The 25,323-nt window shown below is 62.8% G+C and carries 24 protein-coding genes; 17 read left to right on the top strand and 7 right to left on the bottom strand.

The features are described 5' to 3' along the window. The first annotated feature begins 39 nt into the window (after positions 1-39). The 6 genes from BerOc1_RS14550 to BerOc1_RS18925 all read left to right on the top strand — a co-directional run bounded on the left by BerOc1_RS14550 (position 40) and on the right by BerOc1_RS18925 (position 4,688). Positions 40-474 (top strand): bacteriohemerythrin, encoded by a 435-nt coding sequence (locus tag BerOc1_RS14550; RefSeq protein WP_071546381.1) that lies wholly within the window; start codon positions 40-42, stop codon positions 472-474. 169 nt (positions 475-643) lie between these two features. Then, positions 644-931, top strand: coding sequence for a co-chaperone GroES (gene groES, locus BerOc1_RS14545; protein ID WP_071546380.1), 288 nt, complete (start codon positions 644-646; stop codon positions 929-931). A gap of 57 nt (positions 932-988) precedes the next feature. Further along, positions 989-2,641, top strand: a complete 1,653-nt coding sequence (gene groL, locus BerOc1_RS14540) for a chaperonin GroEL (RefSeq protein ID WP_071546379.1) — start codon at positions 989-991, stop codon at positions 2,639-2,641. Between the two features lie 210 nt (positions 2,642-2,851). Continuing rightward, positions 2,852-3,421: a DUF2975 domain-containing protein gene (locus BerOc1_RS14535; protein ID WP_071546378.1), complete on the top strand. Its 570-nt coding sequence runs from the start codon at positions 2,852-2,854 to the stop codon at positions 3,419-3,421. A 9-nt stretch (positions 3,422-3,430) separates the two neighbouring features. Further along, complete coding sequence (locus tag BerOc1_RS14530) at positions 3,431-3,646, top strand: helix-turn-helix domain-containing protein (protein WP_071546377.1); 216 nt, start codon at positions 3,431-3,433, stop codon at positions 3,644-3,646. A 235-nt stretch (positions 3,647-3,881) separates the two neighbouring features. After that, on the top strand, positions 3,882-4,688 hold the full coding sequence (locus tag BerOc1_RS18925) for a DUF3800 domain-containing protein (RefSeq protein WP_071546376.1): 807 nt from the start codon (positions 3,882-3,884) through the stop codon (positions 4,686-4,688). Between the two features lie 82 nt (positions 4,689-4,770). On the opposite strand, the gene BerOc1_RS14520 is transcribed toward BerOc1_RS18925, so the two are convergent. Next, positions 4,771-5,145, bottom strand: coding sequence for a PH domain-containing protein (locus BerOc1_RS14520; protein ID WP_071546375.1), 375 nt, complete (start codon positions 5,143-5,145; stop codon positions 4,771-4,773). 252 nt (positions 5,146-5,397) lie between these two features. Then, complete coding sequence (locus tag BerOc1_RS14515; protein WP_071546374.1) at positions 5,398-6,288, bottom strand: LysR family transcriptional regulator; 891 nt, start codon at positions 6,286-6,288, stop codon at positions 5,398-5,400. Between the two features lie 139 nt (positions 6,289-6,427). Between BerOc1_RS14515 and BerOc1_RS14510 the strand changes: the two genes are divergently transcribed. After that, positions 6,428-6,850 (top strand): hypothetical protein, encoded by a 423-nt coding sequence (locus BerOc1_RS14510; protein WP_071546373.1) that lies wholly within the window; start codon positions 6,428-6,430, stop codon positions 6,848-6,850. Between the two features lie 139 nt (positions 6,851-6,989). Continuing rightward, the gene (locus tag BerOc1_RS14505) at positions 6,990-7,577 is read left to right on the top strand and encodes a hypothetical protein (protein WP_071546372.1); all 588 of its coding nucleotides are present in this window, start codon (positions 6,990-6,992) and stop codon (positions 7,575-7,577) included. 6 nt (positions 7,578-7,583) lie between these two features. Here BerOc1_RS14505 and BerOc1_RS14500 read toward each other — a convergent pair whose 3' ends face one another. Continuing rightward, positions 7,584-8,438 (bottom strand): tetratricopeptide repeat protein, encoded by an 855-nt coding sequence (locus BerOc1_RS14500; protein ID WP_071546371.1) that lies wholly within the window; start codon positions 8,436-8,438, stop codon positions 7,584-7,586. Positions 8,439-8,638: 200 nt separating this feature from the next. Between BerOc1_RS14500 and BerOc1_RS14495 the strand changes: the two genes are divergently transcribed. Beyond that, the gene (locus BerOc1_RS14495; RefSeq protein ID WP_071546370.1) at positions 8,639-9,877 is read left to right on the top strand and encodes a M48 family metallopeptidase; all 1,239 of its coding nucleotides are present in this window, start codon (positions 8,639-8,641) and stop codon (positions 9,875-9,877) included. Positions 9,878-10,042: 165 nt separating this feature from the next. Then, positions 10,043-11,722 carry a bacteriohemerythrin gene (locus tag BerOc1_RS14490; protein WP_071546369.1) on the top strand — a complete coding sequence of 560 codons (1,680 nt, stop codon included), beginning with the start codon at positions 10,043-10,045 and terminating at the stop codon, positions 11,720-11,722. Positions 11,723-12,018: 296 nt separating this feature from the next. Here BerOc1_RS14490 and BerOc1_RS14485 read toward each other — a convergent pair whose 3' ends face one another. After that, a complete protein-coding gene (locus BerOc1_RS14485; protein WP_071546368.1) occupies positions 12,019-14,442 on the bottom strand; it encodes a tetratricopeptide repeat-containing diguanylate cyclase in 2,424 nt (807 codons plus the stop codon). 202 nt (positions 14,443-14,644) lie between these two features. On the opposite strand from BerOc1_RS14485, the gene panC reads away from it, so the two are divergent. Genes panC through metK form a run of 3 tightly spaced genes read left to right on the top strand, consistent with a single transcriptional unit; the run spans position 14,645 to position 17,079 of the window. Then, the gene (gene panC / locus BerOc1_RS14480) at positions 14,645-15,493 is read left to right on the top strand and encodes a pantoate--beta-alanine ligase (protein ID WP_071546367.1); all 849 of its coding nucleotides are present in this window, start codon (positions 14,645-14,647) and stop codon (positions 15,491-15,493) included. A gap of 4 nt (positions 15,494-15,497) precedes the next feature. Then, complete coding sequence (gene panD / locus BerOc1_RS14475; RefSeq protein ID WP_071546366.1) at positions 15,498-15,878, top strand: aspartate 1-decarboxylase; 381 nt, start codon at positions 15,498-15,500, stop codon at positions 15,876-15,878. Between the two features lie 31 nt (positions 15,879-15,909). Continuing rightward, positions 15,910-17,079 carry a methionine adenosyltransferase gene (gene metK, locus BerOc1_RS14470; protein WP_071546365.1) on the top strand — a complete coding sequence of 390 codons (1,170 nt, stop codon included), beginning with the start codon at positions 15,910-15,912 and terminating at the stop codon, positions 17,077-17,079. An 82-nt stretch (positions 17,080-17,161) separates the two neighbouring features. Here the strand turns inward: metK and BerOc1_RS14465 are convergent, their stop codons facing one another. The 3 genes from BerOc1_RS14465 to BerOc1_RS14455 all read right to left on the bottom strand — a co-directional run bounded on the left by BerOc1_RS14465 (position 17,162) and on the right by BerOc1_RS14455 (position 20,254). Continuing rightward, complete coding sequence (locus BerOc1_RS14465) at positions 17,162-18,394, bottom strand: EAL domain-containing protein (protein WP_242653016.1); 1,233 nt, start codon at positions 18,392-18,394, stop codon at positions 17,162-17,164. Between the two features lie 130 nt (positions 18,395-18,524). Further along, entirely contained in the window at positions 18,525-18,857 is a 333-nt protein-coding gene (locus BerOc1_RS14460; protein ID WP_071546363.1) for a P-II family nitrogen regulator, read from the bottom strand. 38 nt (positions 18,858-18,895) lie between these two features. Then, complete coding sequence (locus BerOc1_RS14455) at positions 18,896-20,254, bottom strand: ammonium transporter (protein ID WP_071546362.1); 1,359 nt, start codon at positions 20,252-20,254, stop codon at positions 18,896-18,898. A 550-nt stretch (positions 20,255-20,804) separates the two neighbouring features. Between BerOc1_RS14455 and BerOc1_RS14450 the strand changes: the two genes are divergently transcribed. The 4 genes from BerOc1_RS14450 (at position 20,805) to aroA (ending at position 25,306) form a co-directional block, all read left to right on the top strand. Continuing rightward, complete coding sequence (locus BerOc1_RS14450) at positions 20,805-21,602, top strand: 2-amino-3,7-dideoxy-D-threo-hept-6-ulosonate synthase (RefSeq protein WP_071546361.1); 798 nt, start codon at positions 20,805-20,807, stop codon at positions 21,600-21,602. A gap of 10 nt (positions 21,603-21,612) precedes the next feature. After that, positions 21,613-22,596, top strand: coding sequence for a 3-dehydroquinate synthase II family protein (locus tag BerOc1_RS14445; RefSeq protein ID WP_071546360.1), 984 nt, complete (start codon positions 21,613-21,615; stop codon positions 22,594-22,596). A gap of 269 nt (positions 22,597-22,865) precedes the next feature. Beyond that, complete coding sequence (gene pheA, locus BerOc1_RS14440) at positions 22,866-23,969, top strand: prephenate dehydratase (RefSeq protein WP_071546359.1); 1,104 nt, start codon at positions 22,866-22,868, stop codon at positions 23,967-23,969. After that, on the top strand, positions 23,966-25,306 hold the full coding sequence (aroA, locus tag BerOc1_RS14435; protein ID WP_071546358.1) for a 3-phosphoshikimate 1-carboxyvinyltransferase: 1,341 nt from the start codon (positions 23,966-23,968) through the stop codon (positions 25,304-25,306). Before pheA ends, aroA begins: the two co-directional genes overlap by 4 nt. Positions 25,307-25,323: the final 17 nt, after the last annotated feature.

Here is a 25,323-nt window from a genome sequence, read left to right as displayed (position 1 = left end):
TGATGCCTAAAAAAGCAACCCGCGTTACAGGAGAAACGCATGTCAGCCAAACCGAACCCTGCCGGATATTCGCCCGAACTCGCCCTGGGCATTCCCGAACTCGACGACCAACACCAAGGCCTTTTCACCCTGCTCGGCCGCATCGACGCGGTGTCGCCGGACATGTACCGCCAACTCGACGATGACGAGACCGACGAGATGCTCGACATCATGAACGATCTCAAGGACTCGGCCATGCAGCACTTCAGCTTTGAGGAAAACCTCATGGGCGAGGCCGACTACCCCGGGCTGGACGACCAGCAGGACGCCCACGAACGGTTTCTGGACGACATCACCCGCATGGAGGCCGAACTGATGAACGGCACCTCGGTCCCGCCGGTGAAGATCCACGGATTCCTGGCCGACTGGTTCGACGGGCACATCCGGGAGATGGACCTCCCGTTTGCACGATTCCGCAAGGATAACGCCGGGTAGGGCTTCCCCGCCGCCGTTTCCGCCGTCAGCTCCGCCACCTGGGCGCGCCCCCGATTTTTTTTGATTGCCCGGGTTGACACCCGGCATGCCGTGTTTATGTATCAGCAAGCCGGGCGGCACTTGTCGTCCGGCGTACAAATTCAAAAATCCATTTTGGAGGTATAAGAGGATGAAATTGAAACCGCTGAACGACCGCGTCCTGGTCAAGCGTCTGGAAACGGAAGAGAAAACCGCTGGTGGCATCTACATTCCGGATTCCGCCAAGGAAAAGCCCATGAAGGGTGAAGTCGTGGCCGCGGGCCCCGGCAAGCTGGACGAAGCCGGAAAGCGCGTGAAGCCCACCGTCAAGGCGGGTGATCTCGTTCTGTTCGCCAAATACGCGGGCACCGAGATCAGCATCGACGGCGAAGAGCACCTGGTCATGCGCGAGGACGATATCCTCGCCATCGTCGAATAGCTCCATCACGGCACGATCCAACAAAACACCATTCCAAATTCTTAAGGAGAATACACCATGGCGAAAGATATTCTTTTCGATGCCAAGGCCCGCGAAAAACTGAAAGCGGGTGTGGACAAGCTGGCCAACGCGGTCAAGGTCACCCTCGGACCCAAAGGCCGCAACGTCGTGATGGAGAAGTCCTTCGGCTCCCCCGTCATCACCAAGGACGGCGTGTCCGTCGCCAAGGAAATCGAGCTGGAAGACAAGTTCGAGAACATGGGCGCCCAGATGGTCAAGGAAGTCGCCTCCAAAACTTCCGACGTCGCCGGTGACGGCACCACCACCGCCACGGTCCTGGCCCAGGCCATCTTCACCGAAGGCGTGAAGCTGGTCGCCGCCGGCCGCTCCCCCATGTCCATCAAGCGCGGCATCGACAAGGCCGTCGAAGCCATCGTCGAAGACCTCGAGAAGGTCGCCAAGCCCACCCGCGACCAGAAAGAGATCGCCCAGGTCGGCACCATTTCCGCCAACAACGACGCCACCATCGGCAACATCATTGCCGAGGCCATGAACAAGGTCGGCAAGGAAGGCGTCATCACGGTTGAGGAAGCCAAGGGTCTCGAAACCACCCTCGACGTCGTCGAAGGCATGCAGTTCGACCGCGGCTACCTCTCCCCCTACTTCGTGACCAACACCGAGCGCATGACCTGCGAGATGGAAGAGCCCCTGATTCTCATCAACGAGAAGAAGGTCTCCAACATGAAGGAACTGCTGCCCGTGCTCGAGCAGTGCGCCAAGATGTCCAAGCCCCTGGTCATCATCGCCGAGGACATCGAGGGCGAGGCCCTGGCCACCCTGGTGGTCAACAAGCTGCGCGGCACCCTGAACGTGGTCGCCGTCAAGGCCCCCGGCTTCGGCGAGCGCCGCAAGGCCATGCTCAAGGACATCGCCACCCTGACCGGCGGCCAGGTCGTTTCCGAAGACCTCGGCATCAAGATCGAGAACCTGACCGTCAACGACCTCGGTTCCTGCAAGCGCATCGTCGTGGACAAGGAAAACACCGTCATCGTCGACGGCGCGGGCAAGCCCGCCGAGATCAAGGGCCGCATCCAGCAGATCCGCGCCGAGATCGCCGACTCCACCTCCGACTACGACCGCGAGAAGCTCCAGGAGCGTCTGGCCAAGATCGTGGGCGGCGTGGCCGTCATCAATGTCGGTGCCGCCACCGAGACCGAGATGAAGGAGAAGAAGGCCCGCGTGGAAGACGCCCTGAACGCCACCCGCGCGGCTGTCGAGGAAGGCATCGTGCCCGGCGGCGGCGTGGTTCTGGCCCGCTCCGGCAAGGCCTGCGCCAAGGTCAAGGCCGCCGACGACGACGAGCAGGCGGGTATCAACATCATCGCCCGCGCCGTGGAGGAGCCCCTGCGCCAGATCGCTGCCAACGCCGGCCTGGAAGGCTCCATCGTCGTGGAGAAGATCAAGGAAGGCAAGGGCGGCTTCGGCTACAACGCCGCGACCGACAATTACGAGGACCTGATCAAGGCCGGTGTCATCGACCCGAAGAAGGTCACCCGCACCGCCCTACAGAACGCCGCCTCCGTGGCCGGTCTGCTGCTGACCACCGAATGCGCCATCGCCGACAAGCCCGAGAAGGACAGCGGCGCCCCGGCCATGCCCGGCGGCATGGGCGGCATGGGTGGAATGGGCGGCATGGGCGGCATGTACTAAGCCTCCCCGCGCTTCTAACCAAGCCAATATCAAACCGGCCTCGGTCCACACGGACCGGGGCCGTTTTTTTTGTTGCCTTGGAGACCCAAGGCATCCCCCTGGCCGCTCTGGGAAGTCGCCGACACACTCGGCCCGTTTCCCAGGAAATAATTATTGACAAACAATAATAAATCATCGCAAAAGGGAATCTCCAAACAAAAGGAGTTTACCATGGAACAGCGCATACAACGGTTCGCCCGGGTGTTCCGGGTCATATTCGCGGCGGCGTTCGTCCTGAGTCCGGTGATCGTGGCCACCCTGTGGCTTACGGGCGGAGACATCATGTTCAAGGACGGCGGGTCGGCGACGGTCATCGGGCTGGTCAGGGACAACGTCAGCCTGGACGCGGCGCACGCACCCGCATTCCCCCTGGCCTGGAGCCAGCGCTGGCTGGGGCTTGCGGTCAGCCTGATCCCGCTGGGGGCGACCATGCTCTGCCTGTGGTGGCTGGCCCGCCTGTTCGGGCTGTTTTCGGCGGGCGAAATCTTCACCGGCAACACGGTCAAATACATCCGCCGGACCGGCTGGACCATGCTCGCGGGCGTGGCCCTCATGCCGATCCACGAGGCCCTGCTGACCCTGGTCCTGACCATGCGCAACCCGCCGGGCGAGCGGCTGATCTCCATCTCGCTGGAATCGGGCGACATCCGCGACCTGCTCATCGCCGGGATCATCATCCTGGTCAGCTGGATCATGGACGAGGGCCGCAAACTGCGCGAAACCGACGAACTGACGGTCTAGGGGCGCGTCATGGGCATCATCATCGACCTCGACGTCATGCTGGCCAAAAAAAAGACCAGCTCCAAGGAACTGGCCGCCGCCGTGGGCATCACCCCGCAAAACCTGTCCATCCTCAAAACCGGCAAGGCCAAGGCCATCCGCTTCACCACCCTGGACGCCATCTGCCGGACCCTCGACTGCCAACCCGGCGACATCCTCCGCTATGAGGCCGACGAGTCTCACTAGATCGGCAGGTTGGAAGGCACAACGCCTCCCAATACTTTCTCTTTAACAACCAGCCAGCCTCGGTCCAACGAACTCAGGTCTACTTTCTAGAAGCCTCATTTGCCTGCTCTCTTATCATAGCCTCTCAACGCAATAACATTGCTCCCTAAGTGTTAAGCTGCCAGCCTTTTATCGCTAGATATATCATCAAATACAGGCTATCAAACACACAAACTCATTTCCCAAGGAGGAGACTATGTACTTAATGTTTGGCGATGAGGCAGATCCAGAATACACTAAAAATGCTCGTTTTTTCCTTTATGGAGGTGTTTATATTCCTTCAAGGAGGGCTAATCGATTGGACGCTGCAATTCGCAGTATAAGGCGAAATTACGGTTTCAACACTACGGATTCATTAAAATTTTCTGCAAAAGATTGCCCTAATGAGCTTTGTAAAGAAGACTTTGCGAAGGCAAAAGAAGAAGTTCTTCAATCTGCACTAGATAATGATGTCAAGTTTTGTGCCTATGTTGTTTTGCATGAAATCGCGCAAGCACAAGAAATACACACACGAATTCGATGGGGAATGAATTCGATTATAGGTAACTATAATAAATTCCTACGAAATAAAGATAGCCATGGAATCGTATACTTAGACAGATTGTCAGACCCCAATATTTTTAATTACTTTACGGAATGGAACTCTAAAGGGCTAAGTCTTCGAAATAACAACTATCTATACTTAGATAGGATACTGTCATATGGACTTACATGTGATAATGCATCATCATTTGCATCTGTGTCTGATATTGTTCTTGGTTCTTTCAGACACTGTGTGAATGAGGAGCAACGCGATATTGTCGGTAAGAAACTCTTACCGAAAGTCGTAAAACTCATGTGGACAAATACACAAAACAACAAATTACTAATTAGGGAATTTGGACTACTATTAAGGCCAAAAGCAGCAGTAACTAACCCCAAATATGAAGCTCAATATGCCGAGCTTATTGCCAGACTTAACGAATGGCTTCAAGAAGGCAAACAAGAAGTAGATCAGTCATAATTGGCTCTCATTCGCCCCCCATCTGGGTACAATTTAACTAAATCACAAATAGCCAGTCCCCATAGCCAATTACTCCCTATTACTACAGAACCTTGTTCGCCAGCAGCTTCTGAATCCCCACTACATCACTGCCCTTTTTGAGTTCCTTCGTGATGGGTTCGTGCAGGCCGGAGACGTGGAGGGTGAGTTCGGAGTCGAGGTCGAAGTGTCCGGCGGTCTCCACGGAGAAGGCCTTGATGGAACCGTAGGGGAGGGAGAGGTAATCGACCTTTTTGCCGGTCACGCCCTGCTTGTCGATGAGCAGCAGACGGCCGGTGGTGAAGATGTACATGTCGCGGATGACCTTGAAGGCCCGCTCTATGCGCTCGTTGTCGCCCAGGATCGGGGCCAGCTCCTCCTGCACGTCCTCCAGCGAAACCTCGGTCGCGTTGCCTATCAAGCCGTCAAGAAATCCCATGATACTGCCTCATTGTTGCGGTTTACCGAATCCATATCCTTTAACTGAGCAAATCCCCTATCATATCCCCTCCCCTCCCCACAATTGAACCACCCCACAAAAACTCCGTACTTCCGCCCCCGCACCCCGCGAAGCGGCACAAAAAGTTTAGGAAGGGAGAGGGGATGGGGGTCCGGGGGAAGGGGAGAGGGAAACCCTTTTCTCAAAGGGTTTCCCTCTCCCCTTCCCCCGGCCGCCGGAGGCATGCCTTTATCATTGCACCTCGCGGAATTCGCGGGCGACGTCGAGGAACTTCTGGAGGATGACGGACTGGTTCTTCTTTTTCCAGAGGGCGGTGATTTCCCATTGGGGCAGGTCGCCGGTCAGGGGCCGGAAGGCGACGCCGGACCGGTAGCTGGAGGCGCTGGAGGCCGGGACCAGGGCGCAGCCCAGGCCGGTGGCGACCAGGGCCACGGTGGACTGTTCGGTGTTCACTTCCTGGACGATGTTGGGCATGAACCCGGCCTTGTGGAACGAGCCGATAAGCGAACGGTAGAGCGCGGGCTGGGCGATGCGCTGGTTGAAGATGAGCGGCTCGCCCTCGAGGTCGGCGATGTCCAGGGTCTCGCGGTCAGCGAACCGGTGATCCTCGGGGATGGCCAGCACATAGGGTTCGCGAAGGAAGAGCAGCGAGTTCAGGCCCGAGGTGTCGTGGCCGAACAACCGGACAAAGGCGATGTCCAGCCGGTCGCCGCGCAGCAGCGGCAATTGCTCGGATGTGGACTGGGCCGAAAAATCCAGGCGGATGCGCGGGTTACGCTCGCGGAAGGCGCGGATGGCCCGGGGCAGCTTGGACAGGGACGCCGGGCCGATGAAGCCGACCCGAAGCTGGCCTTCCAGCCCCTTGGCCATGTCCTGGATGCAGATCACGGCCTCGTTCAGGCGGTCGCGCACGTCCTTGCAACGTTTGAGGAACTCCTTGCCCTCCGGAGTCAGGACGACCCTCCGGCTGGTCCGCTCCAAAAGCGTCACCCCGAGTTCCTCCTCAAGGCGCTTGATCTGCTGCGATAACGGCGGCTGGGCGATGTGGCACCGCTCGGCCGCCCGCCCGAAATGCAGCTCCTCGGCCACGGCAATGAAATAGGTGATCTGTCTGAGTTCCATTATTCAGAGCTAATGCATATTGATCTTCGTGTAAATATGTATTGGACATATTAATACCGCATTTCTACCGTGTCCTCCAACACAAAGGAGGCACGACATGCAGGGTTGTTCGCGTATTCGATTGTATTTTCTAGGTGTTATGATAACCGCCACGCTCCTGGGCGCAACGGGTGGCCCGGGCCGGGCCCAAGGGGGGCCGAGGGTCGTCGGCACCGGCCTGGCCGGGACCGCCGGGCTGGTCCTGGACGTCCGGGGCTATGCCTACACCGCGGACCGCGCGGCCGGAAAAATCCTGTGCGTGCCGCCGGGCGGCGAGCCCATGGTCTACGCCCGGGTGGACTCCCCCACGGCTCTGGCCGTGGACCGGCTGCGCACGCTGTTCGTGGGCACGGCGTCCGGGGACATCTTTGCGGTCACGCCGGACGGCGCGGTCAGCCGGATATTCCGTTGCGGCAATCCGGTGTCCGGGCTGGACATCGACCGGGACGGCAACCTGCTCGCGGCCACGGGCAAGGGCGCGATCATCCGGGTGACGCGCGACGAGTTCCGCTTTTCCCGCTAGTCCTCCACAAACCGGGCGGGGCCGGAGCTTGCCCGATGCACACTCCCGGCCCTGTCCGCCCTCCTCCGCCGCCCGGTTCCGGGCATGCCCTTTGCACGGATTCGGCCACCGGAAAAAACTGCCGGACAAGGAGGAGAGGATGATCAATCCAGTGGCGCAGGGGTACGGCGTGCAGCCGCTCCAGCCCCCCGCCGAGCGATCGCAGGCGGCCTCGAAGCGGCCCGACCGGGAGGCCGGAGGCGACACGGTGTCCTTCTCCGAGGAGGCGCTGCAACTGAGCAGGACGATTTCCTCGGAACCGGCCGAGCCGGCCGGGGGCGACATCAAGCTGATCGCCCGGGGAATTCCCATGCTCACTCCCGAGGAACTGGCGGACAAGACCGAAAAGGTCGGCAGCCGGGTCACGGCCCTGCTCCTGGAAAACGACATCCCCACCGACCCGCCCGTCGAGCTGTTCGTGGATGAAGCGGGCGCGATCCGGGTCCAGGGGGACCATCCATACAAGGACGAGATAGAAGAGGCCCTGGCCGGGGATGCGTCACTGGGCAACGACTTCAGACAGATCAGCGCCCAAGCCTCTCTCCAAAAGGCCATGGAGGAGCACACCGCCTTTGCCGAGGCCTACGAAGAGGACCCGGATGCTGCGGTGGCCCGGTTTTCTTACCTGTTCGACCAGTCGCCGGACAAGCCGTACACCATGACCATCGGCGGGGAAGAGGACGCCTAGGCCCGCCTAGAAATTGAGGTCGTGGGACTTTTTGCCCCCGGCCTTGCCCGAGGTGAATATCTTGGGCTCCGCCTGCTTCATGAGCTTGGCCGCCTCGGTGTTCAGCGGGTTGCGGTCGTAGGCGGCCTTGGCGTTGTTGAAGACCTCGCCCCACTCGCGTTTTTGCAGGTGCAGCTTGGCCACGCGGAGATAGAGGTTCTCGCTGGGGCCGAGCCAGCGCATGGCGTCCTTGATGGCGGCCATGGCCTTGTCCGGCTCGTGCATGCCCTCATAGCAGAGGATCAGCGCGTTGTGGGCGCGCGCGTCGTTGTTCTGGATCTCCAGGGCCTTGTTCAGGTAGGGCACGGCCTCGGCGAACAGGCCGAAGGAGGCCATGCGGTTGCCGATGTCCGAGTGGATGCCCTCGATGTCCTGGAAGTATTCGGCGATCTTGCTGTACAGCTTACGGGCCTCGAGGGGCTGCCCCGCGTGGATCAGCTGGGCCGCCTTGATGAGGTTGTCGTCCAGCACGCCCAGGCGCTTGCGCAGCTTGGCCACCCGCGCCTTTTCCATGGCCTCGCCCAGCTTCTTGTGCAGCCGCATGAGGGTCTGGTAGAACGCCTTTTCCTTTCCCTTCCGGTAGTTGAGCCCGTCAGGAAAAAGCTTGCGGATCATCTTCATCTTGTTCAGGTCGCGCAGAGCCTCGTCGAGGTGGGCCTGAATCTGGAACTTCTCCGCTCCGAAGACCTGGCTGGTGACCATCCCCCGGATGGCGTTGGCCAGGTACTTGAGGGTCCGCAGGTAATCGCTTTTCTTGGCATAGGCGCGGGCTCGCGCGATGTCTTCGCGGATTTCCTTGGCGGTCATGGGACTTGTTGACATGGCGTCCTTTGTCTCGAAAAAAACACTAAAAGACAACGGCAAATTAATACAGGCCCGGAAAATTGGCAAGCTCCGACCCGATTGTTCCGCATTTCCGGACAACTAGGCCATATGGCCGCCTCCCCGGTTGACGCGCCCGAACGAAACCGTATAGCGTAACCGCGCATTGCGGTCCGTCTCATTACCCCTTGGAGTGCCTCTTGAACATCTATCTCGCCATCATCATCGCTTCCCTGCTCGCGACCTGGTTCCTGGGCGTGCTGTCCGACCGGTTGTCGGCCAAGGCCATGCTGCCCGCCCCGCCCAAGGAGCTGGCCGACGTCTTCGACGAACAGACCTACGCCAAGTCCCAGGCCTACACCCTGGCTTCCATGAAACTGTCCGCGGTGTCCGAAACCTTCAACACCCTGGTGCTGACCCTGGCCATCCTGGCGGGCGGATTCAACCTCCTGGACATCGTGGTCCGCGCGGCCGGTTTCGGGCCGCTGCTCACCGGACTGGGCTACATCGGCGGGCTGGCCCTGATCAGCGGGGTCCTCGGCCTGCCGTTCGAGATCTACCACACCTTCGGGCTGGAGAAACGGTTCGGCTTCAACACCACCACGCCCGGCACCTTTGTCCTGGACCGGATCAAGGGGCTGGTCCTGGCCGCGATCATCGGCAGCGTTCTGGTGGCGGGCCTGCTGCTCTTCCTGCGCGGGACCGGACAGTACGCCTGGCTGCTGTGCTGGGGATTCGCGGTGCTCCTGTCACTTGGCCTGACCTACGTGGCCCCCACCTGGATACTGCCGCTGTTCAACAAATTCACGCCCCTCGGCGAGGGCGAACTGCGCGACAAGCTGGAGCGCTTCGCGGACAAGGCCGGATTCGAGCTGTCCGGCATCTTCGTCATGGACGGGTCCAAACGGTCCACCAAGGGCAACGCCTTTTTCACCGGACTGGGCAAACGAAGGCGCATCGCCCTGTTCGACACGCTCATAGAGGAAATGGACGCCGACGAGATCGTGGCCGTGCTGGCCCACGAGGTGGGCCACGCCAAGCTCGGGCACATCAAGAAGCGGCTGGCCATGGGCATCCTCAAGACCGGCGCGGTCTTCTATCTCATGTCCCTGTTCCTGAATTCCCCGGGGCTGTTCGCGGCCTTCGGCATGGAGCACATGTCCCTGTACGCGGGGCTGGTCTTCTTCGTCCTGCTCTACACCCCCCTCTCCCTGGCCCTGTCCCTGATGGTCAACGCCGTCTCCCGCAAACACGAGTTCGAGGCCGACGCCTTTGCCGCCCGGACCACGGGCCGCCCCACGGACATGATCTCGGCCCTGAAAAAATTGTCGGCCACCAACCTGGCCAACCCGACCCCGCACCCGTTCACGGTCTGGCTCGAATACAGCCATCCCCCGGTCCTGGCCCGCATCCGCGCCCTGGCCGCCCATACCAACTGACCCGACCGGCCACCGGCGAGCGCCCTGTTTCGCCCTACCGTTTTCCACGACAGACCGCAGCGTCGCCCGCAGCGCCGCCGATTACCCGTGCCGAGGAGAATTATCATTTCTCCGGCCACGGCCGTCAGGTACGATTTCGGCAAATTCGGATTTCGGGAGGGATGCATGCGAGTCAAGTACAAGGTAGCCGCTCTCGGCGGCGGCGTGGCCCTGGCCTGCGCCGTCGGCTTCATCGCCGCCATCCATTGGAAGGCCGGCGCGCTCCTGGACGCGGCCGGAGACGGCGCGAACGCCGGAGTGACCGAAAGCATCGCCTCGCTGAAGCTGTGGGCTTGGTCCGTGGGCATCGCCGGACTGATCCTGTCCGCCCTGGCCGGACTGTGGCTGGGCAACCGGTTCAGGAGCGCGGCCCTGCGCGTGGCCGACGTCCTCAAGCAGTTCAACCGGGGCAACCTCGACGTGGAACACATACCCATGGGCAAGGACGAGTTCGAGGAACTCGGCTTGGGCCTGAACGCCATGGGCGGCCGGCTGCGCACCCTGGTCGGCGACATCCGGGCCTCGGCGGCCGACGTGGCCGCGGGCGGCGAAGCGCTGTCCGACTCGGCCGAGGACATGAACTGCGGCTCGTCGGCCCAGGCGGCCGACATAAAGGAAGCCATGGCCTCGGTGGAGGAGATGACCGCCAACATCCGGCACAATGCGGACAACGCCAAACGGACCTCGACCGTGGCCTCCAAGGCCGCCGCCGAGGCCACCGAAAGCGGTAAATCCGTGGCCCGCGCCATGGAGGCCATGCACGTCATCGCCGAGAAGATCACCATCATAGAGGAAATCGCCCGGCAGACCAATCTGCTGGCCCTGAACGCGGCCATCGAGGCGGCCCGGGCGGGCGAACACGGCAAGGGGTTCGCCGTGGTCGCGGCCGAGGTGCGCAAGCTGGCCGAAAAAGCCGGACAGGCCGCCGCCGAGATCGGCGAGGTCTCCCGGGAGAGCCAGGCGATCGCCATCAGCGCGGGCGAAATCCTGGACAAGATGGTCCCGGACATCGCGGCCACGGCGGCGCAACTCGAGGAAATATCGGCCTCCAGCGACGAACAGCGCAGCGGCGCGGACCTCGTTGCCCGGGCCATTCGCCAGATGGACGGCGCGGCGCAGCGGAACACCATGACCTCCTCAGCGCTGGCCTCCACCGCAGAAGAGCTCTCGGCCCAGGCCTCGCGGATACAGAAGGCCATCGGCTCTTTCCAGGCCAGCCGGGAGCACGCCCCGCGCCGGGCCCCGGCTTCCACGCCCCCTGCCCCCGCACCGACGCGCGCCTCGGTGGTCCGCCGTCCCCCGCCCAGGCTGCAACCCGCAGCCGCGCCCAAGCTCCCGACCGCACCGGCGGCCGCCCCCGCTCCGGCGAAACCCGCCTTCAAAGCCTCCGGTGACCGGAAGGACCTGGTCATCTGGGACGACTCCTTTGTCCTGGGTATCGAGAAGATAGACAGCCAGCACCACACCCTGGTGGACATGGTCAACAACCTGTACCACGCCATGCAGGAAGGGAGGGGCCGGGACTACCTCGGCGAGCTGCTGGAACAGTTGAAGAACTACACCGTGACCCACTTCGGCACCGAAGAGGAATACTTCCGCCAGGTAGGCTACAAGGGGGCCGAGTCGCACGAGAAGATTCACAAGGAGCTGGTCCAGACGGTCCTGGACTTCGAGGCGAAGTTCAAGAGCGGCGAAGCGACCGTCACCCGCGAGCTGATGACCTTCCTCCGCGACTGGCTGCAGAACCACATCAAGAAAATCGACAAGAGCTACGTAAAGACGCTGAACGAAGCGGGCATTCGTTGATTCCAAAACCCCTCTTCTGGGTCGGACCATTGTCCTGAGAGCGCCTCCGGCGGCCCCTTCGGGGAGACCAGGGGACCTTTTGAAAAGGTTCCCTGGACCCTCCAAAACTTTTTGTCGCGCCTTCGGCGGATACGCACTCGCATAAACCCCACACGCCCAAACGACCGCCTACGCACCCCGCGCAGCGGCAATAAAAAGTTTAGGAAGGAAGAGGGGATGGGGGTCCGGGGGAAGGGGAGAAGGGAACCCTTTGAGAAAAGGGCTCCCTTCTCCCCTTCCCCCGGCCGCCGGAGGCGCTACCCCGCCGCGCGGGCGGCGACGATGGCGGCTTCCTCGCCCTTGCCCTGGGCTTCGAGGGCCTCGACCAGGGTTTCCCAGTAGGCGGCCGCGCCCGGGGCCAGGGCCGAGGACTGGCGGGCCAGGACCTCGGCGATCTGCGGGTCCTCGCCCTGGTCGAGATAGAGCTTGGCGAGCATGTGCATGGCCTGGTGGTCGTTGTGGTCGGCGTTCAGGGCCAGGTGCAGGTATTCGCGGGTGGCCTCGATGTCGCCCTGGCGGTAGGCCACGCGGGCCAGCGGGCGCAGGACCATGCGTTCGCCGCCGGGCTGGTCGGCGGCCTTCCCGTAGAGATTGGCGGCCTTCTTGAGGTGGTTGGCCTTTTCCTCGATGGAGCCCAGGCGCATGAGCGAATAGACGTGGCCGGGCTCGGCCTTGAGGCACTGGCGGTAGGCCTTTTCAGCGGACTTGAGGTCCCCCAGGCGGTGGTTGGCCCAGCCCAGGTTGTACTGGGCAAGGACATCCTTCTTGTCCAGTTCCACCACGTGTTCGAACTCGTGGCGGGCCTCCTCGAACCGGCCGAGCTGAGCGTAGCAGATGCCGAGCGAGTTGCGGGCCAGGAGGTTGTTGTCGTCGTCGAGCAGAGCCAGCTTGAACTCCTCGATGGCCCCGTAGATGTCGCCGTCCATGAAGCGACGGTCGGCGGAAAGGTTGAGCGAGATGGAGTCGAACACGGCCACGCGCGGGTCGGGCAGGAGCAGGGCGTGCTCCAGGGCCTTGCGGCAATTTTCGAGCATGTCGGCCCGGTCGAAATTCAGGAACGGGTAGCGCGCGGACCCCACGGAAATCTTGAGGCCGAGATTGTCGGCCACGGCCCGCTCGAGCTCCAGGGTACGGTCCATGAGAGTCTGCCGGTCCACGCCCTCGGTGAAGAAGATCATGCCGTTGAGGCCGAACCGGCCGCCGGTGGCCGCGTCGCCGAACACGCCGCGCGCCAGCCTGGCCACGTCGCGGGCCATGTGGTCCATGCCGTCCTGGTAGCGGTCATTCTCCTCGGGTTGGTCCAGGATGCGGACCAGGGACAGGCCGAAGGACTCGGGCTTGAGCCGGGCCTTGGCGAACCAGGAGACGAATTCGCCGTATCGCAGAAGCTGTGTCGCGCCGTCGTGGCTCGGCATGGTGTCGTCCTTTATTTCCTGCTCGGGCGAGAACAGGCTTTCGTCGCCCTCGATGAGATTCAGCCGGTCGCCGGGCTCCACGGCCCAGGCCGCGTCGCCCAGGTGCAGGGCCTCGGCAAAGGCCATGTCGTCCTGGACCTCGACCAGGACCACCTCGCCCTTGTACAAGGCCGGATAGCGGCCGGACAACCGCTCGTCCTCGGTCAGGGAGGCCGAGGCCACCCCGCCGGACTTGGGCGAACGGACCAGGAACCGCTGGCCCACCTTGGCTCCGGAGGCCTCGCCCAGGGACACGACCATGCGGTTCATGGGCAGGGTCTCGAGGACCCGGCCGCCCTTGGACAGGATGTCCGCGTAGCCGAAGACCCGGTTGCGCCCCTGGTCCTTGGCCACGGCCACGCCCTTGCGGGCCTTGCGCACGATCATGCGCGCCTGCTCGGACGGGGTGCGCCGGAACTGCGCGCCCTCCAGCCCCTGCGGGTAGCAGACGTAGCCCAGGCTGCCGGTGACGGAGATGGTGTCGTTGGTGATGTCGTCGGTGAACGAGAGCTTGCTCAGACCCGAGCGGATGACCTCGGACAGCTGGAAGCAGGCGTGCGGCTTGGCGTCGGGCACCAGGATGGCGAACTTGTCGTTGGCGAAGCGGGCCACGGTGGTGTACTTGGGGCAGACCAGGCTGAGCAGCCGTCCGACCTCGCCCAGGATGTCGTCGCCCTTGAGGTAGCCGTAGCGCTCGTTCACGGGCTGGAAGGTGTCGAGGTCGAGGAAAATGACACCGAAGGTCCCGGAAAAGGCCATCTCGGGCTCGCGGGCCTCCACCCCGGACCGGCAGGACCCGGTGGCCAGGCATCCCTGCACCTGGTCGATGGCCTGCTCCAGTTCCTCGAAAAAGAAATTGCGCGAATACAGGCCGGTCAGCGGGTCGGTGACCGCCTTCTTGTACAGGGCCAGCTTCTCGAGCACGGACGCGGCCAGGGCCATGAGGTACTTCGGGGCCGTGGCCGGAGCCTTGAGGCGCACGCCCTTGGCTATGAAGTAGCACATCATCTCGCCCTTGAAGACCAGGGGCAGGATCAGTTCGCTGTCCTCGGCCCGGAACTCGGGCTCGGGAATCCCGGCCGACCGCTCCCTGGGAAAGAACAGGCTGTAGGAGGTGAAGGGAACGAACTCCGCCATGCAATCCTTGATGGTGTGTTCGAAATCGATCAACTCCTGGGGAGTGAGCGACACGGCCCTGTCCGAGAAGATGTCCTTATTTGTCCTCATAATGCGCCACGGTACAACGAGGCCCGTTTTTTCTCAAACAAAAGTTTGGGTAATGGTCCGTGACAACACCGGTTTTTTCACCCTGAACCGCCTCATTCCGGGTCGTTCCCGCCAAACTATATCAATACATCCAGATATAAACATTTTGTTTGACTCCCCCGGGTAAATCTGTCAGGTGTTCAACCAAGCTTCGAGGCGAACCATGAATATCATCACCGATCCGACTGAATTGCAGCGCCAGTGCCTTGCCTGGCGCGGGCAGGGGCACTCCATCGGCCTTGTGCCGACCATGGGCTACCTGCACCACGGCCACACCTCCCTCATCGACCGGGCGCGGCCCGAGTGCGACCGGCTGGTGGTCTCGGTCTTCGTCAACCCGGCCCAGTTCGGCGAGAACGAAGACCTGGACAGCTACCCGCGAGACTTTGAAAGCGACCGCGCCAAGGCCGAGGCCCACGGCGTGGACCTGCTCTTCGCGCCCGAGCCCGGGGCCATGTACGAGGACAACCACGCCACCTGGGTGGAGGTCCCCCGGCTGGGCGAGAACCTCTGCGGAGCCACCCGGCCCATCCATTTCCGGGGCGTGTGCACGGTGGTCACCAAGCTGTTCATGCTGACCCAGGCCGAGGTGGCCGTGTTCGGCGAAAAGGACTGGCAGCAGTTCGCCATCCTGCGCCGCATGGTCCGCGACCTGAACATGCCGGTCAAACTCATCGGCCACCCCATCGTGCGCGAGGAGGACGGCCTGGCCTTAAGCTCCCGCAACGCCTACCTGACCGAGGAGGAGCGCGCCGCGGCCCCGAACATCCGCAAGGGGCTGCTCAAGCTTGCGGACAAGGCCAGGGGCGGGGAGCGCGACTGCGCGGCCCTGAAGCGCTTTTTGGCCGACGAGTACGCCGCCGCCCTGCCCATGGGCCAGGTGGACTACATCGAGATCGTGGATCCGGACGAAATTTCGCCGCTTGGAGCCATCGCCCGCTCCGCACTGGCCGCCGTGGCCGTGCGCATGGGCAAGGCCCGGCTGATAGATAATATACTGATAGAGGTTTAGACCCGTGGCTCAAAGATGTTTCCTGAGCGCCAAGATCCATGGCGCGACCATTACCTGCGCGAACCTGGAATACCGGGGGAGCATTTCCATCGACACCAGGCTGATGAAGACGGTGGGACTGCTGCCCTACGAACAGGTGGACGTGTACAACCTGGACAACGGGGAGCGGCTGACCACCTACGCCATCCCCGGCCAACCGGGCGAGATCTGCCTGAACGGAGCCGCCGCGCACAAGGGCGGCGTCGGCCAGCGCGTGATCATCGCCGCATACATGTGGCTGGACGAAAACGAAGCGAAGACCCGCAAACCCAGGGTCGTCATCGCAGGCAAGAACAATACCGTCGACGAAATCCTCGAGTGCGAACTCATCAACCCGGATTTCTAGACGACATCAAGCATCCCTGAAGGAGGGCCCGATGCAGATCGAAGGCAAATACCTTTTCACTTCCGAGTCCGTGACCGAAGGCCACCCCGACAAGGTGGCCGACCAGATTTCCGACGCCATCCTGGACGCCATCATCGGCCAGGACGCGAACGCCCGCGTGGCCTGCGAGACCCTGGTGACCACCGGCATGGCCTTCATCGCCGGTGAAATCTCCACCACCGCTTTCGCCGACTTTCCGGAGATCGTCCGGAACACCATCAAGGACATCGGCTACAACAGCTCCGACACCATGGGCTTCGACTGGCAGACCTGCGCGGTCATCTCGTCCATCGACAAGCAGTCCCCGGACATCGCCCAGGGCGTGGACCGGGTCAAGCCCGAGGACCAGGGCGCTGGCGACCAGGGCATGATGTTCGGTTTCGCCACCAACGAGACCCCCACCCTCATGCCCACCCCGATCTACTACGCCCACAAGCTGTCCCGCCGCCTGACCTACGTGCGCAAGGAGGGCATCCTCGATTTCCTGCGCCCGGACGGCAAGACCCAGGTCTGCGTCCAGTTCGACAGCGGCAAGCCCGTGCGCATCGACAACGTGGTCGTCTCCTCCCAGCATGACGAGAACATCGCCTACTCCGACCTGAAGGAGGCGATCCTCAAGGAAGTCATCATGCACACCCTGCCCGAGGACCTGATCGACGACAGCCTGAAGACCTACATCAACCCCACCGGCCGGTTCGTCATCGGCGGCCCGGTGGGCGACTGCGGCCTGACCGGACGCAAGATCATCAACGACACCTACGGCGGCGCGGGCGCGCACGGCGGCGGCGCCTTCTCGGGCAAGGACCCGTCCAAGGTGGACCGCTCCGGCGCGTACATGGCCCGCTACGTGGCCAAGAACGTGGTCGCCGCCGGCCTGGCCGACATCTGCGAGGTGCAGATCGCCTACGCCATCGGCGTGGCCGAGCCCGTGTCCGTGGTGGTCAGCGCGCGCGGCACCGGCCAGGTTTCGGACGAGCAGCTGACCAAGGCCGTGACCGAGGTCTTCGACATGCGCCCCTACTTCATCCAGGAGCGCCTCAAGCTGCGCCGCCCCATCTTCCAGAAGACCACCAACTACGGCCACTTCGGCCGCGAGCTGCCCGAGTTCACCTGGGAAGCCACCGACGCCGTGGACGATCTGCGCACCGCCTGCAAGATCTAGCTCCGCGCACCGCCCCAAATATAAACCGCCCGGTCCGGCATATGCCGGACCGGGCGGTTCCCTTTTGAGCGCGCGGCCAACCCTATCGGGGGCCTCCCTCTTCGGCCCGTGACATGTCAACGCACAGGATGCGGTGACGGCCGCTGCTCTTATGGTAAAACATATGGGAGATGGTGATGCACAGATTGCCCGAGGCCAGCGAGATGTACGGCCGGGTGGTGAACTTCTCCAGGCCCGCCTGGATGGGCAGGAAGTATTCCTTGAGCGAGTGGTCCGCGCCCACCTCGGCGGGCTCGTAGAGAAAACGCTTGCTGGTCTTGAGCCGACGCGGGTCGCACACGGTGTCGGTGATCTGGTTGCCGCGCATGTCCAGGACGTACAGGCACTCCACGCTGTCGTAGGTATCGACGAATTTGGCCAGGACCTGGCCCATGTCCTTGGCCTGGGTCTCGGCCAGCTCCTGGCACATGGTCAGCACGGTCAGGTCGTAGCTGGAATACAGCCGCTTGTCGTCCGCGATCTGCTGGGTGCGGTTCTCGCGGTGCCGCTCGGCCAGGGCGTCCACCTTGCTCGCCATGCCGGGCACCGCGTCCAGCCCCGGCGCGGGCCGGGCGAAATAGTATCCCTGGAACACGTCCACCCCGTTGGACAGCAGGCACATGGCCTCCTCCGCGGTCTCCACGCCCTCGGCCAGGACCAGGCAGCCGAGGCGGTTGGACATCTGGACGAAGCTGCGGACCACTTCGAGCTTGTGGAAGTGCTTGTCCACGCCGCTGATGAGCGTGCGGTCCAGCTTGATGACGTCGGGCTTGAGCAGGGGGATGCGGTCGAGGTTGGAAAAACCCGCGCCCACGTCGTCGAGCGCGATGAGAAAGTCGTTTTCCCGGTAGAACTTGACGAAGGCCATGAGGGCGTCCATGTCCTCGCACCGGGATTCGATGATCTCGATGATCACGTTGCTCGGGCTGATGCCGCAGCGGGTGACCAGGTTGAGCACGTGGCAGGAACCGCGCGTCTCCTCGTTGATGCAGGAGGCGTCGATGTTCATGGAGAGCATCATGCTCTTGTCTTTCCTGTGCAGCGCGGCGAAGGACTCCGCCGCGTTGGTTCGGCAGGCCCGGTCCAGGGCGAGCCGGGATGCCCTGTCCCGGGCCTGCTCGAACAGCAGGGTTGGAGGTATGATTTCTCCGCTCTGGGGGTCGAACCCCCTGCTCAGCGCCTCCAGCCCGACAACCGCCTTTCTCTTCAGGGAGACTTGGGGCTGGAAGTGCGTGATCAGCGAACGATTTTCAATGATCTTGCGTATGTCTGGCACTGCGGTCAACACTGAAATACCTTGCCTGTCGGCCGTTACGTTTATCAACCAGAGTGCCTTGACTTAAGCCTAAGGCCGGGGCGGCGGTGGTCGACGCCGCCCCGGCGCCTATATGCTTTCGCAATCCGTTCTAGAGGATGCCGTCCTCACCGGTCCTGATGCGCATGGCCTTGGTCAGTTCGGAGACGAAGATCACGCCGTCGCCTTCGGAACCGGTCTGGCCGGAGGTCAGGATGGCGTCGATGGCCTTCTGCTCGAAGTCGTCGTTGACGCCGATCTCGAGGCGGACCTTCTTGAGCAGGTTCACTTCCATCTGCACGCCGCGGTAGGTCTCGGTGAAACCTTTCTGGCGACCCGAGCCCAGGATGTTGGTCACGGACAGGGAGTAGATCTCCTTGGCGTAAAGGGCCTGCTTCACGTCGTTGAGCTTTTCGGGCCTGATGTATGCTATGATGAGCTTCATTTTATATTCTCCTTGAATGATCTCTGGTTACGCTTCGACTACTCGTTGCTGAAGAGCTGGAAGCCGTTGTAGGACTCGGAACCGTGCTCGGCGATGTCCAGGCCCTTGAGTTCCTCTTCCTTGGTGACGCGGATGCCGAAGACGCCCTTGACGATGTTCATGAGGATGAAGCCGGCGCCGAAGGCCCAGACGAAGAACACGCCCACGCCGATCAGCTGGACGCCGAGCTGGCCCATGCCGCCGCCGTAGAACAGGCCGCCGTCGACGTTGAACAGGCCGCAGGCGATGGTGCCCCAGGCGCCGCAGACGCCGTGGACCGAAGACGCGCCGACCGGATCGTCGATCTTGAGGACCTTGTCGATGAACTCGATGGCCAGGACAACCAGCACGCCGGCGACCAGGCCGATGATGATGGACGGGCCGGGGGTGACGGTGGCGCAGGGCGCGGTGATGCCGACCAGGCCGGCCAGGCAGCCGTTCATGGTCATGGAGATGTCGGGCTTGCCGAAACGGAACCAGGAGAAGATCATGGCACCCAGGGTACCGCCGCAGGCGGCCAGGGAGGTGTTCATGGCGATCAGGCCGATGGTGTCGTCGGCGGTGGTGGTGGAGCCGGGGTTGAAGCCGAACCAGCCGAACCAGAGGATGAAGACGCCCAGACCGGCCAGCGGGATGTTGTGGCCCGGGATGGCGTTGGCCTTGCCGTCCTCGGAGTACTTGCCGATGCGCGGGCCGAGCACCAGGGCGCCGGCCAGGGCGATCCAGCCGCCCACGGAGTGGACCACGGAGGAACCGGCGAAGTCGCAGAAGCCCAGGGCTTCCAGCCAACCGGCGCCGTCATCGCCCAGCCACAGGGAACCCCAGGCCCAGTGGCCGGAGATGGGGTAGATCAAACCGGAAATAACGATGGAGACGACGACGTAGCTGCCGAACTTGGTGCGCTCGGCCATGCCGCCCGAGACGATGGTGGCGGCGGTGGCGGCAAACACGGACTGGAAGAACCAGAAGGTGTAGGTCCACATCATGTCGCCTTCGGCCACACCGCCCAGGGCGAAACCGGAGGTACCCATGAACCCGCCCGCGTCCAGGCCGAACATGACGCCGAAACCGAACAGGAAGAAGACGATCGACCCGGCGGCGAAGTCCAGGAAGTTCTTCATCATGATGTTACCGGCGGATTTGGCGCGGGTGAAACCGCACTCGACGCAGGCGAAGCCGGCCTGCATGATCATGACCAGACAGGCGGCGATCAACGTCCACAGGATGTTGGCGTTGGACTGGGTGAGGACCTCCACTTCCTGGGCGTAGGCGAAGGTGGGGGCCAGGGCTGCTACCAAAGCGGCCGCGCCGATGGCGAGCCTCTTGGAAACATGGGTCGGGGACTTTCTCGAAAACATTGCAATACTCCTCTTTGAATGGAATGCGTTTCTAACCTGCGCCTCTCTTATCAAGAGTCGTGCCAATCACGGTTTTTATTGCTATTGGCGTAAAATCAAGCCTTTCTCCTCTGTTTTCATAGTCTGATTTTATCATTTTTGTGATAAATTACATTTTTGCAGGATGAAATTTACCCCAAAATTGTCAATATGTAAAAAATTGTCAAAAATAGCTAAAAATGACCGCCGGTCGCAAGAATATAATGCATCATAGGCTATCTCCTCGAAATCGTGACAAAAGTTTTAGTTGACAGCATCGCCTTGAGAGTGTAGCTCTATTTGCCATGAACTGCACCACCGTTTCCAACGCATACTTTTCCAACTTTTACTTTTGGTATTGGTTTAGCCACGCCTGCGGGCTTGGAAGAGGTGCTGTGTAACCAAACGGTGGATCACGGGATAGCAAGAACTTCTTCAAGGGCCGCAGGCGAAAGCCGGCGGCCCTTGTTTTTTCCCGGCCGCCGACCATGAGTCGGCTCCTTGAGGCAAACAACTTCAAAGGAGAGAGAACATGCACATCGGTAAAGCCATCAGGTTGGAGCGCATCTTCAACCGCAACACGGGCAGGACCATCGTGGTCCCCATGGACCACGGCGTGACCGTCGGCCCCATCGACGGGCTGGTCGACATGCGCGAGGCCGTTGGCCGGGTCGTGGACGGCGGGGCCAACGCCGTCATCGAACACAAGGGGCTGGTCCGCTGCGGCCACCGGGCCCAGGGCAAGGACATCGGGCTCATCGTCCACCTGTCCGCCTCGACCACCCTTTCCCCCTTCCCCAACGCCAAATCCCTGGTCGCCTCGGTGGAGGACGCCATCCGGCTGGGCGCGGACGCCGTGTCCATCCACTGCAACCTCGGCGACGAGACCGAGGCCGCCATGCTGGGCGATTTCGGCAGGATGTCCTCCGAGGCCGCCAACTGGGGCATCCCGCTCCTGGCCATGGTCTACGCGCGCGGCCCCAAGGTGAAGAACGAGTACGACCCCGAGATCGTGGCCCACTGCGCCCGCGTGGGCACCGAGCTGGGCGCGGACGTGGTCAAGGTCAACTACACCGGCGACAAGGAGACCTTCGCCCGCGTGTGCGACGCCTGCTGCATCCCGGTGGTCATCGCGGGGGGCCCCAAGCTCGACAGCACCGAAGCCTTCCTGCGGATGGTCCACGACTCCCTGGAAGCGGGCGGCGCGGGCCTGTCCGTGGGCCGCAACGTCTTCCAGCACGAGAACCCCACCCGCCTGGTGGAGGCCCTGAACATGATCGTCCACGGCGACGAGTCCGTCGAGGCCGCCCTCAACCACCTTAACGCATAGCGGAACCATCATGAAAAAAGTCATCTTCAAATCCGTGCCCTTCGACAAGACCCTGGTCACCCTGGCCCTGGAATCCGGCGTGGACGCCGTCATGGTCGAGAAGGACAAGGCGGACGCCGTCCGGGCGCTCGGCCGGGTCACCGTCATCACCCCCGAGGACATGCCCGTGGTCGAGCTGACCAAGAAGGCCGACGAGGACGTGGCCGTCAAGGCCATCCAGGCGGGCAAGAACGTGGTCCTCAAGAAGGGCTGGGAGATCATTCCGGTGGAGAACATCCTGGCCCAGGTGGACACCCTGGCCCTGGAATGCGAATCCCTGGACCGGGCCCTGCTCGCCGCGGGCATCCTGGAGCGGGGCTGCGACACCATCGTGGTCCTGCCCGAGGGGGCCGCCGACCTGAAGCGAATCGTCGCCGAACTCAAACTCTCCCAGGGGACCATGGAACTTTCCACCGCCACCGTCACCGCCATCGAATCCACCGGCCTGGGCCACCGCGTCTGCGTGGACACCATCTCCATGCTGAAGAAGGGCCAGGGCATGCTCATCGGCAATTCCAGCGCCTTCTCCTTCCTGGTCCACGCCGAGACCGAATCCAACCCCTACGTGGCCGCCCGCCCCTTCCGGGTCAACGCGGGCGCGGTCCACGCCTACGCCCAGATGCCCGGCGACAAGACCACCTATCTCGAGGAACTCTCCTCGGGCACGGACGTGCTCATCGTGGGCGCGGACGGGGCCACCTCCCTGGCCACCGTGGGCCGCGTCAAGGTCGAGGTCCGGCCCATGCTGCTGATCTCCGCCGAGGTCAAGACCGCCGGCGGCGTGAAGAGCGGCCAGGTGTTCCTGCAGAACGCCGAAACCATCCGAGTGGTCTCGGACAAGGGCGAACCCGTGTCCGTGGTCACCCTCAAGGTCGGGGACAAGATTCTCGTGCGCACCGACGAGGCAGGACGCCACTTCGGCATGCGCATCAAGGAAGACATCAAGGAAGGGTAGCGCCTGCGGCGCTCCCGGGGGAAGGGTTTCTCCCTCCCCTTCCCCCGGCCCCCCATCCCCTCCCTCTTCCTAAACTTTTTATGCCGCTTCGCGGAGGGTGGGGGTTGAGAAAATGCGGTCAATGAAGCATGACAATAATAAAATGAGCGAAAACCACCGCGCTCAAACGGCCCCGCCGAAGGCGCGATAAAAAGTTTCGGATGGGGGTCCGGGGGAAACCCTATTCAAAGGGTTTCCCCCGGCCGCCGGAGGCTTTCCCTGGAGACAGTATGGCTGACACGAAAGACCAGAACGACATCCCCGATCTCGGGGAGCTGCGCGAATCCATCGACGAACTCGACAAGCGGATCGTGGACCTGCTCAACAAGCGGGCCGAGGTGTCCCTGAGCGTGGGCCGGTACAAGGCGGCCACGGGCGAGGCCATCTACAAGCCGTTCCGCGAGCAGGAGGTCATGGACAAAATCGCCAACTCCTCGCCCGGCCCGCTGCCGGACAGGCACCTGCGGACCATCTACCGCGAGATCATGAGCTCGTCGCGCCATTTGCAGCGGCCCGAGCGCGTGGTCTACCTCGGCCCCGAAGGCACCTTTTCCTATTTCGCGGCCATCGAGCACATGGGCTCGTCCGCCTCGCTGACGCCCAAGTCCAATTTCGAGGAGATATTCCGGGCCGTGGCCGAGGAAGGGGCCGAGCTGGGGGTCATCCCGCTGGAGAACTCCATCGAGGGCACCGTGGGCCAGGTGGTGGACCTGTTCATGAAGTACAAGGTCTACATCCAGGCCGAGGTCTTCAGCCGCATCAGCCATTGCCTCATCTCCCACGCCGACAAGGTGGACGACGTGGAGGTCATCTACTCCCACCCGCAGCCGCTGGGCCAGTGCCGCGACTGGCTGCACTCGAACCTGCGCGACGTGCCGACCATCCCCATGGAGTCCACGGCCGAGGCCGCCGAGGTGGTGGCGGGCAAGAAATCCGCCGCCGTGATCGGCCACCGCAAGCTGGCGGACATGCACGGCATGAACGTGCTGGCCGAATCCATCGAGGATTTGCCGGACAACTGGACCCGCTTCGTGATCATCGGCGCGGCTCCGTCCCGGGAGGACCGGCGCGACAAGACCTCGATCCTGTTCACCACGCCCAACCGCCCGGGCGCGCTGGCCCGGGTGTTGACCACCCTGGCCCACCAGGGCATCAATGTGACCAAGCTCGAATCCCGTCCCTTCCGGGGCGAGAAGTGGAAATACGTCTTTTTCGCCGACCTGGCCTGCGACCTGGGCGGCGGCCGGTACGAGGACGTGCTGGAAGACATCCGCGAACAATGCCTGACCCTGCGCGTGCTCGGCACGTACCCCACCCAGGAGGAACTGCAATGACCAAGGACCCGATCATCATCAACGCCCCGGCCAGCAAGTCACTCTCCCACCGCACCCTGATCGCGGCCGCCCTGGCCAAGGGGGTGTCCGAGATATCCTCGGCGCTCGACTCCGATGACATCACCCGCACCCGGGGCTGCCTGACCGCCTGCGGCGCGTCCATCGTGGAAAAGGACGGCGTGCTCGTGGTCACGGGCATGGAGGACGGACCCGAGGGGGGCAACGCGGACGGCAAGCGCAAGGACGAGGCCCCGCACGAACTGTTCATGCACGAGTCCGGGACCACCTGCCGGTTGATGACCGCCGTGGCCGCCGCGGGCAAGGGGACCTTCCGGGTCCACGGCGCGCCGCGCATGCACGAGCGGCCCATGGCCGAGCTGACCGGCGCCCTGTCCGGACTGGGAACCAAATTCGACTTCGAGGGCGAGAAGGGCTTCCTGCCCTTTGTCATGACCGCCAACGGATACAAGAAAAAAAATGTGGAAATCACCCTGGAGGAGAGCAGCCAGTATTTGTCCGGCCTGCTCCTGGGCGCACCCATGGCCGACCATGAGGTCACCATCACCGTGACCGGCAAAAAGGCCGTGTCCTGGCCCTACGTGGCCCTGACCCTGCGGATCATGGAGGACTTCAAGGCGGGCTTTTCCGTGGAGGTCCTAGAAGGCAGGGAGTGGAAGCCCGTACCCTGGCGCTCCATCAAGCACGTGACCCCGGGCCACGTCCGGTTCATCGTCCGGCCCACCGGGTACCAGAACACCGGCTACGCGGTGGAGGGCGACTGGTCCAACGCCAGCTATTTCCTGGCCGCCGGGGCCGTTGGACCGCGCCCGGTGATGATCAAGGGGTTGGCCGCCGACTCCCTCCAGGGCGACCGGGCGATCATGGACATCCTCAGCCAGATGGGGGCGTCCATCAAGGTCAATTTCGACGGCATCCTGGTGGAGCCGGGCAGGCTGCGCGGCGTGGAGGTGGACATGGGCCGCTGCCCGGACCTGGTGCCCACCGTGTCCGCCGTGGCCGCCTTCGCCTCCTCACCGACCACCATCACGAACGTGGCCCATCTGCGCATCAAGGAGACGGACCGGCTGGCGGCCTGCGCCGCGGAAGTGGCCCGCACCGGGTGCGAGACCGAGACCACCGACGATTCGCTGATCATCCGGCCCAGCGCCCTGCCGCGCGGCCGCGAAGTGGAGTTCAAGACCTACAACGACCATCGGCTGGCCATGTCCATGTCCCTGTTCGAGCTGGCCGACATGAAGGTCTCCCTTGACAATCCGGCCTGCGTCGGCAAATCATTCCCGGGCTTCTTCGACGAGTGGAAGAAGATCACCGGCTAACCTGAACGAACCGGAAG

The sequence above is a fragment of the Pseudodesulfovibrio hydrargyri genome (genome assembly GCF_001874525.1).
Taxonomy (GTDB): Bacteria; Desulfobacterota; Desulfovibrionia; order Desulfovibrionales; family Desulfovibrionaceae; genus Pseudodesulfovibrio; species Pseudodesulfovibrio hydrargyri.
Note: the sequence above shows the minus strand (reverse complement) of the source record. Positions and strands in the feature narration are given on the sequence as shown.

What these genes read in the sequence shown, in the direction of transcription:
- BerOc1_RS14550 (WP_071546381.1), top strand. Translation starts at nt 40, where the DNA reads ATGTCAGCCAAACCGAACCCTGCCGGATATTCGCCCGAACTCGCCCTG.
- groES (WP_071546380.1), top strand. Translation starts at nt 644, where the DNA reads ATGAAATTGAAACCGCTGAACGACCGCGTCCTGGTCAAGCGTCTGGAA.
- groL (WP_071546379.1), top strand. Translation starts at nt 989, where the DNA reads ATGGCGAAAGATATTCTTTTCGATGCCAAGGCCCGCGAAAAACTGAAA.
- BerOc1_RS14535 (WP_071546378.1), top strand. Translation starts at nt 2,852, where the DNA reads ATGGAACAGCGCATACAACGGTTCGCCCGGGTGTTCCGGGTCATATTC.
- BerOc1_RS14530 (WP_071546377.1), top strand. Translation starts at nt 3,431, where the DNA reads ATGGGCATCATCATCGACCTCGACGTCATGCTGGCCAAAAAAAAGACC.
- BerOc1_RS18925 (WP_071546376.1), top strand. Translation starts at nt 3,882, where the DNA reads ATGTACTTAATGTTTGGCGATGAGGCAGATCCAGAATACACTAAAAAT.
- BerOc1_RS14520 (WP_071546375.1), bottom strand. Translation starts at nt 5,145, where the DNA reads ATGGGATTTCTTGACGGCTTGATAGGCAACGCGACCGAGGTTTCGCTG.
- BerOc1_RS14515 (WP_071546374.1), bottom strand. Translation starts at nt 6,288, where the DNA reads ATGGAACTCAGACAGATCACCTATTTCATTGCCGTGGCCGAGGAGCTG.
- BerOc1_RS14510 (WP_071546373.1), top strand. Translation starts at nt 6,428, where the DNA reads ATGATAACCGCCACGCTCCTGGGCGCAACGGGTGGCCCGGGCCGGGCC.
- BerOc1_RS14505 (WP_071546372.1), top strand. Translation starts at nt 6,990, where the DNA reads ATGATCAATCCAGTGGCGCAGGGGTACGGCGTGCAGCCGCTCCAGCCC.
- BerOc1_RS14500 (WP_071546371.1), bottom strand. Translation starts at nt 8,438, where the DNA reads ATGTCAACAAGTCCCATGACCGCCAAGGAAATCCGCGAAGACATCGCG.
- BerOc1_RS14490 (WP_071546369.1), top strand. Translation starts at nt 10,043, where the DNA reads ATGCGAGTCAAGTACAAGGTAGCCGCTCTCGGCGGCGGCGTGGCCCTG.
- BerOc1_RS14485 (WP_071546368.1), bottom strand. Translation starts at nt 14,442, where the DNA reads ATGAGGACAAATAAGGACATCTTCTCGGACAGGGCCGTGTCGCTCACT.
- panC (WP_071546367.1), top strand. Translation starts at nt 14,645, where the DNA reads ATGAATATCATCACCGATCCGACTGAATTGCAGCGCCAGTGCCTTGCC.
- metK (WP_071546365.1), top strand. Translation starts at nt 15,910, where the DNA reads ATGCAGATCGAAGGCAAATACCTTTTCACTTCCGAGTCCGTGACCGAA.
- BerOc1_RS14460 (WP_071546363.1), bottom strand. Translation starts at nt 18,857, where the DNA reads ATGAAGCTCATCATAGCATACATCAGGCCCGAAAAGCTCAACGACGTG.
- BerOc1_RS14455 (WP_071546362.1), bottom strand. Translation starts at nt 20,254, where the DNA reads ATGTTTTCGAGAAAGTCCCCGACCCATGTTTCCAAGAGGCTCGCCATC.
- BerOc1_RS14450 (WP_071546361.1), top strand. Translation starts at nt 20,805, where the DNA reads ATGCACATCGGTAAAGCCATCAGGTTGGAGCGCATCTTCAACCGCAAC.
- BerOc1_RS14445 (WP_071546360.1), top strand. Translation starts at nt 21,613, where the DNA reads ATGAAAAAAGTCATCTTCAAATCCGTGCCCTTCGACAAGACCCTGGTC.
- pheA (WP_071546359.1), top strand. Translation starts at nt 22,866, where the DNA reads ATGGCTGACACGAAAGACCAGAACGACATCCCCGATCTCGGGGAGCTG.
- aroA (WP_071546358.1), top strand. Translation starts at nt 23,966, where the DNA reads ATGACCAAGGACCCGATCATCATCAACGCCCCGGCCAGCAAGTCACTC.